The 15,450-nt window shown below is 60.9% G+C and carries 15 protein-coding genes; 11 read left to right on the top strand and 4 right to left on the bottom strand.

Features of this window, described 5'->3' with window-relative positions; all coding sequences use genetic code 11:
* The first annotated feature begins 45 nt into the window (after positions 1-45).
* A complete protein-coding gene (locus L4923_RS16025) occupies positions 46-297 on the top strand; it encodes a hypothetical protein (RefSeq protein ID WP_129413806.1) in 252 nt (83 codons plus the stop codon).
* Between the two features lie 264 nt (positions 298-561).
* On the opposite strand, the gene L4923_RS16030 is transcribed toward L4923_RS16025, so the two are convergent.
* Positions 562-1,020, bottom strand: a complete 459-nt coding sequence (locus L4923_RS16030) for a tRNA (cytidine(34)-2'-O)-methyltransferase (RefSeq protein ID WP_239366808.1) — start codon at positions 1,018-1,020, stop codon at positions 562-564.
* Between the two features lie 480 nt (positions 1,021-1,500).
* On the opposite strand from L4923_RS16030, the gene L4923_RS16035 reads away from it, so the two are divergent.
* The 10 genes from L4923_RS16035 (at position 1,501) to L4923_RS16080 (ending at position 13,692) form a co-directional block, all read left to right on the top strand.
* Entirely contained in the window at positions 1,501-1,887 is a 387-nt protein-coding gene (locus L4923_RS16035; RefSeq protein WP_239366811.1) for a hypothetical protein, read from the top strand.
* A gap of 39 nt (positions 1,888-1,926) precedes the next feature.
* Positions 1,927-3,816, top strand: coding sequence for an ABC transporter ATP-binding protein (locus L4923_RS16040; protein ID WP_239366814.1), 1,890 nt, complete (start codon positions 1,927-1,929; stop codon positions 3,814-3,816).
* A gap of 154 nt (positions 3,817-3,970) precedes the next feature.
* Complete coding sequence (locus tag L4923_RS16045) at positions 3,971-5,875, top strand: ABC transporter ATP-binding protein (RefSeq protein WP_239366817.1); 1,905 nt, start codon at positions 3,971-3,973, stop codon at positions 5,873-5,875.
* 166 nt (positions 5,876-6,041) lie between these two features.
* On the top strand, positions 6,042-7,931 hold the full coding sequence (locus L4923_RS16050) for an ABC transporter ATP-binding protein (RefSeq protein ID WP_239366819.1): 1,890 nt from the start codon (positions 6,042-6,044) through the stop codon (positions 7,929-7,931).
* Between the two features lie 47 nt (positions 7,932-7,978).
* Positions 7,979-8,302: a DUF6665 family protein gene (locus L4923_RS16055; RefSeq protein WP_239366820.1), complete on the top strand. Its 324-nt coding sequence runs from the start codon at positions 7,979-7,981 to the stop codon at positions 8,300-8,302.
* A 334-nt stretch (positions 8,303-8,636) separates the two neighbouring features.
* The gene (gene petA, locus L4923_RS16060) at positions 8,637-9,203 is read left to right on the top strand and encodes a ubiquinol-cytochrome c reductase iron-sulfur subunit (RefSeq protein ID WP_343303409.1); all 567 of its coding nucleotides are present in this window, start codon (positions 8,637-8,639) and stop codon (positions 9,201-9,203) included.
* 17 nt (positions 9,204-9,220) lie between these two features.
* Positions 9,221-10,522 carry a cytochrome b gene (locus tag L4923_RS16065; RefSeq protein WP_239366822.1) on the top strand — a complete coding sequence of 434 codons (1,302 nt, stop codon included), beginning with the start codon at positions 9,221-9,223 and terminating at the stop codon, positions 10,520-10,522.
* Positions 10,523-10,550: 28 nt separating this feature from the next.
* Positions 10,551-11,423, top strand: coding sequence for a cytochrome c1 (locus L4923_RS16070; RefSeq protein WP_239366824.1), 873 nt, complete (start codon positions 10,551-10,553; stop codon positions 11,421-11,423).
* A gap of 162 nt (positions 11,424-11,585) precedes the next feature.
* Positions 11,586-12,950 (top strand): MFS transporter, encoded by a 1,365-nt coding sequence (locus L4923_RS16075; RefSeq protein WP_239366826.1) that lies wholly within the window; start codon positions 11,586-11,588, stop codon positions 12,948-12,950.
* 196 nt (positions 12,951-13,146) lie between these two features.
* Complete coding sequence (locus L4923_RS16080) at positions 13,147-13,692, top strand: adenine phosphoribosyltransferase (protein WP_239366828.1); 546 nt, start codon at positions 13,147-13,149, stop codon at positions 13,690-13,692.
* 28 nt (positions 13,693-13,720) lie between these two features.
* Here L4923_RS16080 and L4923_RS16085 read toward each other — a convergent pair whose 3' ends face one another.
* The 3 genes from L4923_RS16085 to L4923_RS16095 all read right to left on the bottom strand — a co-directional run bounded on the left by L4923_RS16085 (position 13,721) and on the right by L4923_RS16095 (position 15,410).
* Positions 13,721-14,353 (bottom strand): LysE family translocator, encoded by a 633-nt coding sequence (locus L4923_RS16085; protein ID WP_343303412.1) that lies wholly within the window; start codon positions 14,351-14,353, stop codon positions 13,721-13,723.
* 128 nt (positions 14,354-14,481) lie between these two features.
* Positions 14,482-14,949 carry a MaoC family dehydratase gene (locus L4923_RS16090; protein ID WP_239366830.1) on the bottom strand — a complete coding sequence of 156 codons (468 nt, stop codon included), beginning with the start codon at positions 14,947-14,949 and terminating at the stop codon, positions 14,482-14,484.
* Positions 14,946-15,410, bottom strand: a complete 465-nt coding sequence (locus tag L4923_RS16095; RefSeq protein ID WP_239366832.1) for a MaoC family dehydratase — start codon at positions 15,408-15,410, stop codon at positions 14,946-14,948. Before L4923_RS16095 ends, L4923_RS16090 begins: the two co-directional genes overlap by 4 nt.
* Positions 15,411-15,450: the final 40 nt, after the last annotated feature.

Consider the following 15,450-nt stretch of genomic DNA (forward strand, 5'->3'; position numbering starts at 1 on the left):
GCGCGATCCCTAATCTCTTGTGGAGTTGGGTCAAGGAGTTCTTTCATGCGTACTCCATCAAGACCACCGCTAGATGGCCTCAAAAAGAGGCTGGATCGCGCCCGCGCCGAGGCAACGCCGCGCGATGGCTTCCTGCGCGAGACCTTTGTCCTGCCGCGCACCGACGCCAGGCTGAAAGCGAAGGAATGGTTCGAACGCTGGCCGAAACAGGCCTATTGGACCAGCATCGAAAGCTGGTTCGAACGCCCTGGCGACGTGATCGAGTTCACCATTCGCCGGCTGCCGGCCGCCGACTGAGCCACGGCGACATAGTCGGTCGAAAATCAAGCAGCCTTCCGGCCAGTGCATTGTACTGTTCAGTAACCCGACTTGACTTAAAGTTAACTTGAACTTTTAGAAAGAAAGCCTTCGAAACGAACGAAGGCGGACAAGATGTGTGGAACGGGTTGGGCTCTCGCACAGAGCGTCCTTGGAACAGGATCGCCCCACAACCGTGGCGAACTGAAACGATGGTCAGCAATCACCGCGCCGGTGCGAACGGGGAGGGCGATTGCCGACGCGTTAGCCGAGCTGCCGCAAGGCTTCGCCCGCGACCATCGCCACCGAAAGCGCAACATTGAGGCTGCGTGCGCCAGCCTGCATCGGGATGAGCAGTCGGGCATCGACAGCGTCGTGAACGGTTTCCGGCACGCCAGCCGATTCGCGGCCAAACAACAGGACATCGTTCCTGTCGAAAACGAAGTCGGTGTAGGGGACCGCTGCCTTGGTCGACAGCAGCACAAGCCTGCGTACCTCGCTTCCCCGCCAGTTCTCGAAGCTCGCCCAGTCGACATGGCGGGTCAGCGCCGCCATTTCGAGATAGTCCATGCCGGCACGCCTGAGATTGCGGTCGGAAAGGTCGAAGCCGGCAGGTTCGATAATGTCGACGCCAAGCCCCATGCAGGCGGCGAAGCGGAGGATTGTCCCGGTATTGCCGGCGATGTCCGGCTGATAGAGGGCGATGCGCAGACCGTGCTTCATTTCCGGGCCTTCTCAAGTTTTGTCGCGGGATCCGATCGCAAAACGGTGGAACGCTTTTGCGGAGCCCGCTTTATGCGTGGCAGATCGGCCACAGGCACTCCATGGTTTCGGCGATTCCTTGACTGGCATCTGGCCATTTTTTGCGAATGCGTGTATCAGGCCGGCATTGTCAACACGAGCCGACGGAGGCGTTCATGGAAATGATGACCATGCGTAATGCACGCCTTCTGGCGTGGGGCGTGTGCCCGACGGCTGGCTCGGTTCGACATTTCTCCTAATCTTTTAGGCCCAATCGCACCGATTCCAGCTGGATCTTCTTTCCGGCCACCAAGGGAATCCTGCGATGTTTTCTCGTCTGTCCAAGGGACCTTCGGTCCCGTCAGAGTCTAACCAGTTTCAGCCGTTTAACGCTCCCGGTCCGCATTTCGCCGGGGAGCGCAATCCATCATTCGACCTGTTTTTTCAATGGAGGACGGGCCCATGTTCGATCCCTTTAAGATACCGGGCTCCCGCAGCCTGCACGACCGCAAGCTGGCAACCTGGGCGTTGCTGGTCGGCGAAACCCGCTCGTCGGCGGTCCATGCCGAAATCCGTCACAGGCCGCATCGCGGCATGCTGCCGGATGTCGACTTCTCGCGCGCCGTTCCGGCTCCCGGCCGGCCGTCGCTGGTGCGCCGGTTCATCAGGCTGCTGCGACCTCGCCTGGTAAAGACGGAGGCTCCTGCCACGGCTGGTCAGGAGGGCGAACGCGGCGGAGTCGGCGTAGAGCATTCGGATGCCCATATCGGTGGCGCCCGAGGCCTCGGTCGGGCCATGCTGCGAACCGCAGTCGATCGCGAGACCATGATCCTGCCGCGTGCAGCCTGAGGCTGCACGCATCACCATTCTTAATTAGAGTACGAAACCATGTTTCGCTGGTTTGAAAAGAGACTGAATCCGTTCCCGGCCGAGGAACCGGTCGAGCCGCCGAAGACGCTGTGGGCCTTCTGCTGGTATTTCACCAAGCCCGCATGGCCCTTCGTGTTGCTGGCCACCGTGCTGATGGCCTTGATCGCCTTCCTCGAAGTCTGGATGTTCGGCTTCCTCGGCCACATCGTCGACTGGCTGTCGGCCCAGAACCGGGAAACGTTCCTGCAGACCGAATGGTGGAAACTGGCGGGCATGGCACTTGTGATCGCCATCCTTCTGCCGGCGGCGGTGACGCTTTCGTCCTTCAACACCTACCAGACGCTGTTCGGCAACTATCCAATGCGCATCCGCTGGCAGGTGCATCGCTACCTGCTCAAGCAGTCGATGGCCTTCTATCAGGACGAGTTTGCCGGCCGCATCGCCACCAAGCTGATGCAGACGGCGCTTGCCGTGCGTGAGACGGTGCTGAAGTTCGCCGAGGTGCTGAACTATGTCGTGGTCTATTTCCTCGGCATGCTGTTCATCGTCGGTTCGGCCGACTGGCGCCTTGCTGCGCCGATCGTGGTTTGGCTGGGCGGTTATCTCGTCGCCTTGCGCTATTTCGTTCCGCGCCTCGGCAAAGTATCGGAAGCCCAGGCTGACGCGCGCTCGGTCATGACCGGCCGTATCGTCGACAGCTACACCAACATCCAGACGGTCAAGCTGTTCTCGCACGGGCGGCGCGAGTCGGATTATGCCCGCGAAGGCATGACCGAATTCCTCGATACCGCCTATGCGCAGGGGCGGCTGATCAGCAAATTTTACATCGTGGTGTATCTGCTGAATTCGGCGCTGCTGCTTGCCGTCGGTGGGCTGGCGATCGGCTTCTGGCTGCACGAGATCGTGACGGTGGGCGCTGTCGCGGTGGTGGTCGGCCTCGTGCTGCGCCTCTACGGCATGTCGCAGTGGATCATGTGGGAAGTGTCGGGCCTGTTCGAGAACATTGGCACGGTGCAGGACGGCATCAGTTCCATCTCGATGCCCCGTCTGGTCGAAGACAAGCCGGGTGCTCCCGATCTTAAGGCGAGCAAGGGCGAAATCCGCTTCGACGACATTCGCTTCCACTACGGCAAGCAGAAGGGCGTCATCGAGAATCTGTCCCTGACGGTGAAGCCGGGCGAGAAGGTCGGCATTGTCGGCCGTTCGGGGGCCGGCAAGTCGACACTCGTCAACCTGCTGCTGCGCTTCTACGACCTGGAAGGCGGACGAATCCTGATCGATGGCGACAACATTGCCGACGTCACGCAGGATTCGCTGCGCGCCCATATCGGCATGGTTACGCAGGATACGTCATTGCTGCATCGTTCGGTGCGCGACAACATCCTCTATGGCCGTCCCGACGCCGGCGAGGAGGCGGTTCTGGAAGCGGCAAGGCGCGCCGAAGCACTCGGCTTCATCGGCGGGCTCTCGGATGCGAAGGGTCGCAAGGGCCTCGATGCGCATGTCGGCGAACGCGGCGTGAAGCTGTCCGGCGGGCAACGCCAACGCATCGCGATTGCCCGTGTCATGCTGAAGGACGCGCCGATCCTCATTCTTGACGAGGCCACCTCGGCGCTGGATTCGGAAGTCGAGGCGGCGATCCAGCAGAACCTGTACAAGCTGATGCAGGGCAAGACCGTGATCGCCATCGCGCATCGTCTGTCGACCATTGCAGCGATGGACCGGCTGGTGGTGATGGACCAGGGCCGCATCATCGAGGAAGGTTCGCATGACGAGCTGGTTGCCAAGGGCGGGCTCTATGCCCAGCTTTGGCAGCGCCAGTCGGGTGGTTTCCTGCTGCATGACGACCCTGGGCACGAGCCGGCTGCCAAGATGAAGCTCGAGGTGACCGAAGAGGCCGCCGAATAGGTTTCGCCTCAAACCATCCGCTCCGGTTGGGGCGGATGGTGCCGTGGGCTGCCTGAAAAGGGCGGGCTGGGCGAGGTTCGGCTCGAAGAACGACTCTATAACGTAGCTATCGGGGCCGGCCGCCGGACTCGAGGCACCCGCATGAGTGAAGAAGATGTTCGCCAAAGTCTTCGACTGGTTTGAGACCCGCTATTCTCCTGTCGCGCTGGCCGAAGATCGCCAGCCGCCGATGGGGCTTTGGAACTTTTTCCGCTATTTCATCATGCAGTTCCGCGCTGGTTTCGCCATGCGCATGCTGTTCGTTGCGGCGGGCGCCGTCGTGGACGCCATGCTGCCGATCTTCGTCGGCGTCATCGTCGGCATGCTGGCGAGTTCAGATCCGCGCAGCTTCTTTATTGAGCAGGGGACGACGCTGGTCGTCATGGCCTGCGTCGTCTTCCTGCGGCCGCTCACCATCGTTCTCGACGCGCTCGTGCGGAACCATGCAATTGCGGCGAACTTCATCGATCTCATCCGGTGGCAGAGCCATTGGCATGTTACCAGGCAGGATTGGACGTTCTTCCAGAACGATTTCGCCGGCCGGATCGGAACCAAGGTCATGCAAGGCGGCGATTCCATCGAGATCGCCGTCAACCTGACCATCGATACCGTCTGGTACGCCATGGTGTTCGTCGTGGTCGCCATCACCGTGCTGGCGCGGTTCGACGTCACGCTGGTCGCAGCGATCGCAGTCTGGCTGGTGCTCTATGGCCTGCTGCTCAGATATTGCATGCCGCTTATCGCACGGCGTTCGACCGACCTTTCCGAGGAGTGGTCGGTGATGAGCGGCCGCATTGTCGACAGCTACACCAACATCCTGACGCTGAAGACGTTTTCGACCGGCGAACATGAGGACAGATATGTTTCACAAGCCGTGGTCAGGCACGCCGAAACCTTTTACCGGCTGATGCGCGTATTCACCGGCATGTGGTCGGCCTTGTTCTTCATGAATGCCAGCCTGCTGGTGGCCATCAGCTGGTTGGCACTGGCGCGCTGGAGCGTGGGCGGAATGAGTGCAGCGGCGGTGGCCACGGCCATCCCTTTTGCGCTGCAGATCGCGGGTATCTCCTACCGGATCCTGGATGCCGGCGGAAATATCTTCCGGCAGATCGGCACGGCCGGCAACTCGATGACCACCGTTGCCAAGCCGATCAGGATGCTCGACAAGCCCGGAGCCGAGACGCTGCGGGTGACCAAGGGCGCGATCGAGCTCGATCGCGTCAACTTCAACTATGGGCGCAAGGACGGAAAAGGCGGCCTCATCGAAAACCTGTCGCTGAAGATCGCGCCAGGCGAGAGGGTAGGGGTCATCGGCCGGTCGGGTGCAGGCAAGTCGACGCTGGTGAACCTCCTGCTGCGTCTCTACGACGTTCAAGACGGCCGCGTCCTGATTGACGGGCAGGATGTGCGCGACGTGACGCAGGAAAGTGTGCGTGCCGCGATCGGATTCGTCAGTCAGGACACGTCGCTGCTGCATCGCTCGGTTCGCGAAAATCTGAAATATGGGCGCCAGGAAGCCACGGATGCCGACATCTCGCGGGTGGTGGAAGCGGCCCAGGTGGCCGATGTCGTCGCCGGCCTTGTGGATCGCGAGGGGCGAACCGGCTTCGACGCCCATGTCGGCGAGCGAGGCGTCAAGCTCTCCGGCGGACAGCGCCAGCGCATCGCCATCGCGCGGGTGATGCTGAAGGACGCTCCGATTCTGATCCTCGACGAAGCGACCTCGGCGCTGGATTCGGAGGTCGAGGCAGCCATCCAGGAGAACCTCTATCGCCTGATGGAAGGCAAGACGGTGATCGCCATCGCCCATCGGCTCTCGACCATTGCGGCGATGGACCGGCTGGTGGTGATGGACCGTGGCCGCATCATCGAGGAGGGCTCGCATGACGAACTGGTCGCCAAAGGCGGGCTGTACGCTCAGCTTTGGCAGCGCCAATCCGGGGGCTTCCAGTTGCACGACGACCTCGGGATAGACGCTGCCGCCGACCTGAAGGTGACCGAAGAGGCGGTGGAGCAATGACATGGGATAGCGGCCGTACGCGAACAGCGACGGCTGTCGTCGGCCAAGAACCGCGTTCGCGCAGCTTTCGAAGCTATCGCGAAGACGTGAATCGGAACAAAAGGATGCACGTGGCAATTGATGCCTTGATTCAGATTCCTGAAGCCAGCAGTGAGGACGCCGATACGTGACCAGCGGAGGTTTCCGTGACCGCATCTGGCGTTCCGTCGAAGGCGCCATCGACCCGTTCAGCGATACGGATCGAGAGGTGCTGCCGTCGGATGCATGGCGGTTCATTCTCTATTTCGCCAACCAGGCCAAGGGCGCTTTCCTGCTGCTGCTGATCACCGGTGGCCTCGCTGGTGCCGTGGACGCCGCGATGTACTGGTCGGTCGGCTGGTTGATCGACCTGCTCGACAGGTCCTCGCCAGCCACGCTGTTTGCCGACCACTGGCCGGCGCTGATCGGTCTGTTGCTGCTGATTCTGGTTGTTCGCGCCGTCATCCTGATCGCATCGGCGGTGGTCGAACAGCAGGTTATTGTTCCAGGCTTCTATTCGATGGTGCGCTGGCAGGCATTCCGGCGCGTAATCCAACAGCCCTACGGTTTCTATCAGAACGATTTCGCCGGTCGCATCGCTACCAAGATCATGCAGGGCGGGGAGGCCGTCGGTGATTTCATCATCAACGTTCTGCAGACGATGTGGTCGTTCCTGACCTTCCTGATCCTGGCGATCACGATCCTGATGTCGCTGGACCCTTTGATGGGCGTCGTCGTGGCGTTGTGGTTCGCTGGCTATGCTGCCATCGTCTGGTTCCTGCTGCCTGAGATGCGGCGCGCCGGGCGCGAGACTGCCGACCAGCGCTCGGTCTTCAACGGACGGCTGGTGGACGCCTTCACCAACATCGTGGCGGTCAAGCTGTTCGACAGCGGCAAGCGCGAGCACGCTTATATCCGCGATGGCCTTGAGGGTTTCCTGACCGCTGTCGTGCGATTGACGCGGGCGATCACCACAGTGCGGTCCTCGGTTGCCATCCTCAACGGCATCATGATGAGCCTGATTGCCATCATCGCCGTCTTGAACTGGACATCGGGCCATATCTCGACCGGGGCGATCGCCGCGGCACTCGGCCTGGTCTTCCGGCTCAACCAGATGTCGGGTTGGATGATGTTCAACATCAACGGGCTGGTGCGCAATTACGCTACCGTGCAGGACGCCACGCGCACGATCTCGGTGACCCCTGCAATCCGCGATGCCGAAGATGCGGCGGTGATGCCGCGCGCCAGCGGCGACATCCGTTTCGAGAACGTCTCCTTCCACTATGGCAAGGAAGGCGGGGTCATCGACAATTTGAACCTGCATATCCGGGCAGGCGAGCGTGTCGCCATCGTCGGTCCTTCGGGAGCCGGCAAGACGACGATCGTCAATCTGATGCTCAGGCTGTTCGATGTCGAAAAGGGGCGCATCCTGATCGACGGCCGTGATGTCCGCGAGCTGACACAGGCCTCGCTGCGCGCCCAGTTCGGCGTGGTCAGCCAGGAAGCGATGCTGATGCACCGGTCGATCCGCGACAATATCGGCTATGGTCGCGAGGGTGCTTCGGATGCACAGATTGTCGACGCGGCCAAGCGGGCCGCTGCGCACGATTTCATCGTCCATGTCGAGGATCCCCGCGGCCGCAAGGGTTATGAGGCGCAGGTCGGTGAACGTGGTGTCAAGCTTTCCGGCGGGCAGCGGCAGCGCGTGGCGATCGCTCGCATGATGCTGAAGGATGCTCCCATCCTCATCCTCGACGAAGCCACCTCGGCACTCGATTCGGAAGTCGAAGCGGCGATCCAGGAGAATCTCTACCAGTTGATGGAAGGAAAGACCGTCATCGCCATCGCGCACCGGCTTTCCACCATCGCTGCACTCGACCGGTTGGTGGTCATGGACAAGGGCCGAATCGTCGAGGAAGGAACACACGAGGAATTGGTGGCAGCCGACGGCCTCTATGCGCGGCTGTGGAAACGGCAGTCCGGTGGTTTCCTGTTCAGCGGCGACGACTCACTGGAAGAGGCAAACGCGGCGGAGTGAGTTATGATCGCAGCCAAACTGTCTTTATTTGCGAAAGGCGGGATTGAATGACGCTCAGGCCTCCTTCCGGTTATTCTGGTGCTTCCGGCGGTTCGCTCGCCGAGGCGATGTTCGATGCGTTGGGTCATGAGGTGCTTGCGGAAAAGGCGGCTGCGCTTGGCCGGGCGGGCGACCGCGCCGAAAAAGCGCTTCTGCGGCTCAAGACCTATGACGGCGATAAGGAGGGCAGGGCCAAACTGCTCAAGGAAACGGCCGGCCTCGTCTATGCCTGGTTCATCCAGCGCGAATTGTGCGGTTTTCGCCGCCACGACGCGGTGATCCGCGACCTGCAGATACCGCGCGAAGTGCTTGTCAGGCTGGGGGCGACATAACCAGCAGGATGCCTCGAACGCCGGCGCGAACCATCCGATCGCTTGGCTTGGTACCACGGGGCGCGGTGCGCGTGGTACGCTCTCTTGGTCATCAAAGTGACTGTTCGAACAACATCATTTTGCGGCGCGGCATTTGTCCCCGCGACAATCTGCCCTGTAGGCTTCACCCGACTGGACAAAAACGGGCTGCACGCATAAACCGAAATCCAAATGCCGGAGGAATTCGCTAGCCTGTTGCCATGCGCTGTCGGGCCGGTGCGAATTGAGCGGGGATGCTCAAGCGGGACAGGGGGCTCGCCTTTCGGTACGGAAGAGGCGAAAGGACCAGGCACCCGTGAGCGCAACTGACGAAACCCACGATCCCAATCGCCGTGATTTTCTCTATATAGCCACCGGCATGGCCGGTGTGGTCGGCGCGGCTTCCGTTGCCTGGCCGTTCATCGACCAGATGCAGCCGGACGCCTCCACGCGCGCGTTGGCTTCGGTCGAGGTGGACGTCGCCTCGCTGCAGCCCGGCATGTCGCTGACGGTGAAATGGCGCGGCAAGCCGGTCTTCATCCGTAACCGCACGCCGGAAGAGGTGAAGGCCGCGCAGGAAGTCAAGCTGGAGGAGCTGAAGGATCCGCTCGCCCGCAATGCCAATCTCGCGTCGGACGCCCAGGCGACCGACCTTGACCGCTCCGCCGGCAAGGGCAAGGAGAACTGGCTGGTGATGGTGGGCGTCTGCACCCATCTTGGCTGCATTCCGCTCGGCCAGCAGGGCGAGTACAACGGCTGGTTCTGCCCGTGCCATGGTTCGGTCTACGACACCTCCGGCCGAATCCGCAAAGGTCCGGCGCCTGAAAACATGGCTGTTCCGGTCTTCTCATTTATCTCCGATACCAAGATCCGCATCGGCTGAGGCAGGGGGACATTTCCATGAGCGAGGGACACTCGACCTACACGCCAAAGACCGGCATCGGACGCTGGTTCGACGCACGCATGCCGCTGCCGCGGCTCGTCTATGATTCCTTCATTGCCTACCCGGTGCCGCGCAACCTGAACTACATGTGGACGTTTGGTGGCATCCTTTCGATCATGCTGGTGTCGCAGATCCTCACCGGCATCGTCCTGGCAATGCACTATGTTTCAGACACCAGCCTCGCCTTTGGCTCGGTCGAGAAGATCATGCGCGACGTCAACCAGGGTTGGCTGCTGCGCTATATGCACTCCAACGGTGCGTCGTTCTTCTTCATTGCAGTTTACCTGCACATCTTCCGCGGCCTCTATTACGGCTCCTACAAGGCGCCGCGCGAATTGCTGTGGATTCTGGGTTGCATCATCTACCTCTTGATGATGGCAACCGGGTTCATGGGTTACGTGCTGCCATGGGGCCAGATGTCCTTCTGGGGCGCCACCGTCATCACCGGCTTCTTCACAGCCATTCCGGTGGTGGGCAACTGGATCCAGGAACTGCTGCTCGGCGGCTTTGCGGTCGACAATCCGACACTGAACCGCTTCTTCGCGCTGCACTATCTGCTGCCGTTCATGATTGCCGGTGTCGTTGTGCTTCACGTCTGGGCCCTGCATGTCGTCGGTCAGAGCAACCCGACCGGGATCGAGGTCAAGTCGAAGACCGACACCGTCGCCTTCACACCCTATGCGACCATCAAGGATGCGCTCGGCATGGTGGTGTTCCTGCTGTTCTTCGCCTACTTCATCTTCTACATCCCGAACTATCTCGGCCATCCGGACAACTACATCGTTGCCGATCCGCTGAAGACTCCGGCCCATATCGTTCCGGAATGGTACTTCCTGCCGTTCTACGCGATCCTGCGCGCCATTACCTTCAACATCGGACCGATCGACTCCAAGCTCGGTGGCGTGCTGGCCATGTTCGGCGCGATTGCCATGCTGTTCCTGGTTCCTTGGCTCGACACTTCGAAGGTGCGTTCGGCGGTCTACCGTCCCTGGTACAAGCTGTTTTTCTGGCTTTTCGTGGCCAACGCCATCCTGCTCGGCTGGCTCGGTTCGCGTCCAGCAGAAGGCGCCTATGTGCTGATGGCGCAGATGGCAACGCTGTTCTACTTCGCCTTCTTCCTGGTCATCCTGCCGGTGCTCGGCCTCATCGAGACGCCGCGCCGCCTGCCCAACTCCATCACCGAAGCGGTGCTGGAGAAGAACAAGGGTGGCAGCGGGCATCCTGCCGGGGCGACGGCATCGCCGGAAACCAAGGGCTGAGCGAAAAGAGAATCCAGGGGATATTGGTATGAAGAAGATTCTCATTTCGCTGGCTGCGGTCTCCGCGCTGTTCATCGGCGCGGCCGCCTATGCCGAAGAAGCCGGCAAGGCAGGCGAGGCTTCGCACGAAGCCAACCCGACTCATTTCCCGATCCACAAGCCGAAGGAGATGAGCTGGTCTTTCGCAGGGCCGTTCGGCACCTACGACAAGGCTCAGTTGCAGCGCGGCCTGAAGGTCTACAAGGAAGTCTGCTCGGCCTGTCATTCCATGAAGCTGGTAGCCTTCCGCACGCTGTCCGACCTGGGTTATTCGGAAGCGCAGGTTAAGGCCTTCGCTGCCGGCTATACCGTGCAGGATGGCCCGAACGACGCAGGCGAGATGTTCGAGCGGCCTGGAATTGCTTCGGATCATTTCCCCTCGCCGTATCCCAATGATCAGGCGGCGGCGGCAGCCAACGGGGGGGCGGTTCCGCCGGATATGTCGCTGCTTGCCAAGGCGCGCGGCGTCGAACGCGGCTTCCCGCAGTTCATCATCGATATCTTCACGCAGTATGCCGAGAATGGCCCGGACTATATCCATTCTCTGCTGACGGGCTATGACGAGCAGCCGCCGGCCGGCATGACCATTCCGGAAGGCACGCACTACAACCCGTACTTCAATGCGGGCGTGTCGTTGAAGATGCCGAAGCCGATTTCGGCAGACCAGGTCACCTATGATGATGGTGCGCCGCAGACGGTCGAGCAGTATTCCGAAGACGTCTCCGCCTTCCTGATGTGGGCTGCGGAACCACATCTGGAAGACCGCAAGAAGACCGGCTTCCGCGTCATCGTTTTCCTGCTTCTGTTCTCGGTGCTGATGTATCTGACCAAGCGCAAGGTCTGGTCGAATATCGCGCACTAAACCTCGCGACATAAAGAACAAGACGGCGCCTTCGGGCGCCTTTTTGTTTTGGCCCTATACACAGCCGTGCATGGCCGATCCGACCTGACATCCTGCGATGGACGTTAACCCTGCTGCATGGTTACGTTGCCGCGCGGGGAGCGTCGATTCAGGGAGGAAGCCTTGGCTGGTCCATCTCACTCGATTGCCGCTGACCCCGGCACGCGCCAGCGCGTCATTCGTAAAGTTGCCTGGCGGCTTATGCCGTTTCTAGGGCTGCTCTATTTCATCAACTATCTCGATCGCACCAATATCGGCTTTGCCGCGCCCCATGGCATGAATGATGCGCTGGGTTTCGACAAGGCCGCCTTCGGACTGGCCTCGGGCATCTTCTTCATCGGCTATCTGCTGCTCGAGGTTCCCAGCAACCTCATCCTGCATAAGGTCGGTGCACGGCGCTGGATCGCGCGCATTATGGTAAGCTGGGGCATCGTTGCGTCGCTGATGGCATTCGTGCCCAATGCGATGTCGATGTACGGCCTGCGTTTCCTGCTCGGCATCGCCGAGGCGGGATTCTTCCCCGGGATCATCCTCTACCTCACCTTCTGGTTCCCGAAGCGTGAGCGTGCGCGTGCAGTCGCGCTGTTCATGATCGCTATACCGGTGTCGTCCGTGATCGGTTCACCGCTGTCGGCCTGGCTGATCTCGGCCGGCCACGGCCTGCTGTTCGGGATGGAAGGCTGGCGCTTCATGTTCCTGGTCGAAGGCCTTCCGGCGATCCTGATCGGGGTGCTTTGCTGGTTCTATCTGACAGACAAGCCGCAAGATGCGACCTGGCTGACCCCGGACGAGCGCAACTGGCTGCAGCACGAGATGGACACCGAACAGCTCCAGACCAGCCAGCGCTATCATTATCCATTGAGCAAGGCGTTGACCCAGCCGCGCATCCTGGCATTGGCCTTCGTCTATTTCGGCATCGTCTACGGGCTCTATGCCGTCGGCTTCTTCCTGCCGACGATCATCGCCGGCTTCAAACAGGCCTTCAACACCGAGTATTCGATCCTCGAGCAAGGCTTCATCGTCGCGATTCCTTATGCTTTTGGTGCGATTGCCATGTACCTATGGGCACGCCACGGCGACAGCACCGGCGAGCGTGTTTGGCATGTGGCGATCCCGGCGATCGTGGGAGGGCTTGCCATTCCCGTCGCGCTCTACATGCAGTCACCCTTCACCACGATGATTGCGGTCACGATATGCGCCATGGGCATCTGCTCGGCACTGCCGACCTTCTGGGCGCTGCCGACCCGGTTCCTGACGGGAGCCGCCGCGGCAGGCGGTATTGCCCTCATCAACTCGCTCGGCAATCTGGCCGGTTTCGTCGGACCGTATGTCACTGGCTGGCTCACCGATCTGACGGGCAATCCGAAGGCGGGTCTCTGGGTGGTCGGCGCCTTCATGATCGCCGCGGGGGTCATCGCAGTCCTGCTCAAGGCGGCACCTGCGCCGGACGATGAGCAGGCCGTGGAGACCGATACGCTGCCTGCCTAGCTCTTTCGCAACAAATGGCCGGAAGCCGAAAGTGAGCGGCTTCCGGCTTTTCCTTGCCCGCTGCAGCAGCCAGGCGGTTCCACCTTCATGGAACGCGGGATGCTCCAACTTTATTTACGCAATTCCGCGTGCAAAACCGCTACACACTTTTGCTGGAATTGCTCTATCGATGGGGGGAATAAGGATTGGATTCTTGATGACACCGTCGATCGAAGAAACGCTGCTTTCCGCTATCCGCACCATTCCGGATTATCCAAAGCCCGGCATCCTGTTTCGGGATATCACCACATTGCTTGGCAATGCGCGCGCCTTCCGTCGCGCCATCGATGAACTGGTTCATCCCTATGCCGGAGAGAAGGTCGGCAAGATCGCCGGCATCGAGGCACGCGGCTTCATCCTGGGCGGTGCCATAGCGCATCAGCTTTCGGCGGGTTTCGTGCCAATCCGCAAGAAGGGCAAGCTGCCGCATGAAACGGTGCGCGTCGCCTATAGCCTGGAATATGGGCTGGACGAGATGGAGATGCATAAGGATGGCGTGGCCCCGGGCGAAAAGGTGATCCTGGTAGACGACCTCATCGCCACGGGTGGCACGGCAGAAGCAGCCGTGAAGCTGCTGCGCCAGATCGGAGCCGATATCGTGGCTGCTTGTTTCATCATCGACCTGCCCGATCTCGGCGGGCGCAAGAAGCTCGAAGCCCTCAACGTGCCGGTGCGTACCTTGATTGCTTTCGACGGGCATTGAGGGATAGCAGGCGGAATCTGCGAGGATCTCACATCCCCTTCATTGCCCTGAACAGCGTGAGGCAAGCGACGGCCATCAGGAGCAGGCCGGCGCCTCGACCGATCCAAACGGTTGCCGCATGATTTGCGGTCAGTGCGTCACGACCGCGCAAGGCGGCTAGCGCCAAACCACCATAGACGACCATCTGCACGGTGATGGTCATGATACCCATGATCAGCGCCTGCAGCCAGATCGGGCCGTAGCTCGGTTTCATGAATTGGGGGTAGACGGCGAGCACGAACAGCCAGGCCTTGGGATTGAGCACGCAGGTGAGGATGCCTTGCGCCAGGATCGTGCCGAGAGGACGTGCTGTCGCTGCGTCTACGGCGTCGACTTCGATGGCGCTGCGGGAAAGCGTGAAGCCGATCCACATCATGTAAAGCGACCCTGCCACCATCATGGCCGGCGCCACCATAGGAAGCAGCGTGGACAGGCCGGTTACGAAGGCCGTGCCGAAGATGGTATGGAATATGCCTCCGATCATGATGCCGGAGGTTGCCACTGCGCCTGCCTGCCGTCCGCCCGTGAGCGCATTGGCAAGCACGAACAGCATATCCATGCCGGGTACGATAATGATGCCGACAAGCAGAACGAAATAGAGCCACAAGGCGCTCATATCCATTGGCCGGATTCCCCCCGAAAACGGGTGCGCCGCCATGGCGAACCTCGTCTTGTCAGGGGTGTCCAATAGCGTAGTCGTCCTGCCACCTTGGTGTCAGGATGCGATGACGGTGTGCTGCTTTAAAAAGATTATTCCGCCTTGACCAGCACCGAGCTTTCAAACTCGATCACCTTGTCGCCGGTGGAGTCGAAAGCCTCGCACAGGATGGTGAGCAGCCGCCAGCCGGGTCGCGAGGCGAGTGGACGGTGAGCAAGGCCGGTGCGGGTGAAAGTGACCGTCTCACCGGCAAACACCGGCTTGAGCCATTTGAGATTACGGAAGCCGGGCGAGGGGCCAAACTCCGGTTCGGGACCAGGGCCGGCCCAGACGAGGCCGGGTCGCTTCGGGGTCTTGAGATTGTATTTCATCCAGGTCGACGCGGTGTGCCAGCCGGAAGCGCACAGGCCGCCGAGCAGGCTCGTCCTGGCTGCCTCCTCGTCGACATGGAAGATCTGCGGGTCGTATTTTCGGGCAAATGCCTTGATCTCTTCCGGCTCGAACAGGTGCGAGCCGAGCGTGACAGTCGCACCAATGCCGAAATATTCGTCGAGCGTCATGCTTCGCCTCCCGCGCGCGTCAGGAACATGCCGGTGTTTTCCAGTTCGAACACTGCCTCGCCACGCTGGTTGAACAACTCGGCCCGCATTGTGACGAAACCAAGCCTCGGCTTCGACTTGGAAAGACGCTTGGCAAGGATCTTGGTGCGCCCCGTCAACGTGTCGCCGGCCAGAACCGGCTTTTTCCATTTGACCTGGTCGACGCCCGGTGCGCCTTGCGAGGTCGATTCCAGCAGGAAAGCATCGCACAGCATACGCATGAACATGCAGCAGGTATGCCAACCGGACGCAGAAAGACCTCCGAGAAGCCCTGCCTTGCCGGCTTCCTCATCGAGATGCATAGGCTGGAAGTCGAATTCGGAGGCGAACTCGACGATTTCCGCTGCAGCCACCTTCTTGGTGCCGAGATCGAGGACGGCGCCTTCCTCGAAGTCCTCATAGGCCCATTTCTTCCCGGTCATCGCGCAACCTCGTTCAAGCTTGTACGATTATTGTGACCGC

It is taken from the genome of Terribium retamae (assembly GCF_022347545.1).
In the GTDB taxonomy this organism is placed as follows: Bacteria; Pseudomonadota; Alphaproteobacteria; order Rhizobiales; family Rhizobiaceae; genus Mesorhizobium; species Mesorhizobium retamae.

What these genes read in the sequence shown, in the direction of transcription:
- L4923_RS16070 (WP_239366824.1), top strand. Translation starts at nt 10,551, where the DNA reads ATGAAGAAGATTCTCATTTCGCTGGCTGCGGTCTCCGCGCTGTTCATC.
- L4923_RS16025 (WP_129413806.1), top strand. Translation starts at nt 46, where the DNA reads ATGCGTACTCCATCAAGACCACCGCTAGATGGCCTCAAAAAGAGGCTG.
- L4923_RS16080 (WP_239366828.1), top strand. Translation starts at nt 13,147, where the DNA reads ATGACACCGTCGATCGAAGAAACGCTGCTTTCCGCTATCCGCACCATT.
- L4923_RS16055 (WP_239366820.1), top strand. Translation starts at nt 7,979, where the DNA reads ATGACGCTCAGGCCTCCTTCCGGTTATTCTGGTGCTTCCGGCGGTTCG.
- L4923_RS16065 (WP_239366822.1), top strand. Translation starts at nt 9,221, where the DNA reads ATGAGCGAGGGACACTCGACCTACACGCCAAAGACCGGCATCGGACGC.
- L4923_RS16085 (WP_343303412.1), bottom strand. Translation starts at nt 14,353, where the DNA reads ATGGATATGAGCGCCTTGTGGCTCTATTTCGTTCTGCTTGTCGGCATC.
- L4923_RS16045 (WP_239366817.1), top strand. Translation starts at nt 3,971, where the DNA reads ATGTTCGCCAAAGTCTTCGACTGGTTTGAGACCCGCTATTCTCCTGTC.
- L4923_RS16095 (WP_239366832.1), bottom strand. Translation starts at nt 15,410, where the DNA reads ATGACCGGGAAGAAATGGGCCTATGAGGACTTCGAGGAAGGCGCCGTC.
- L4923_RS16035 (WP_239366811.1), top strand. Translation starts at nt 1,501, where the DNA reads ATGTTCGATCCCTTTAAGATACCGGGCTCCCGCAGCCTGCACGACCGC.
- L4923_RS16090 (WP_239366830.1), bottom strand. Translation starts at nt 14,949, where the DNA reads ATGACGCTCGACGAATATTTCGGCATTGGTGCGACTGTCACGCTCGGC.
- L4923_RS16030 (WP_239366808.1), bottom strand. Translation starts at nt 1,020, where the DNA reads ATGAAGCACGGTCTGCGCATCGCCCTCTATCAGCCGGACATCGCCGGC.
- L4923_RS16040 (WP_239366814.1), top strand. Translation starts at nt 1,927, where the DNA reads ATGTTTCGCTGGTTTGAAAAGAGACTGAATCCGTTCCCGGCCGAGGAA.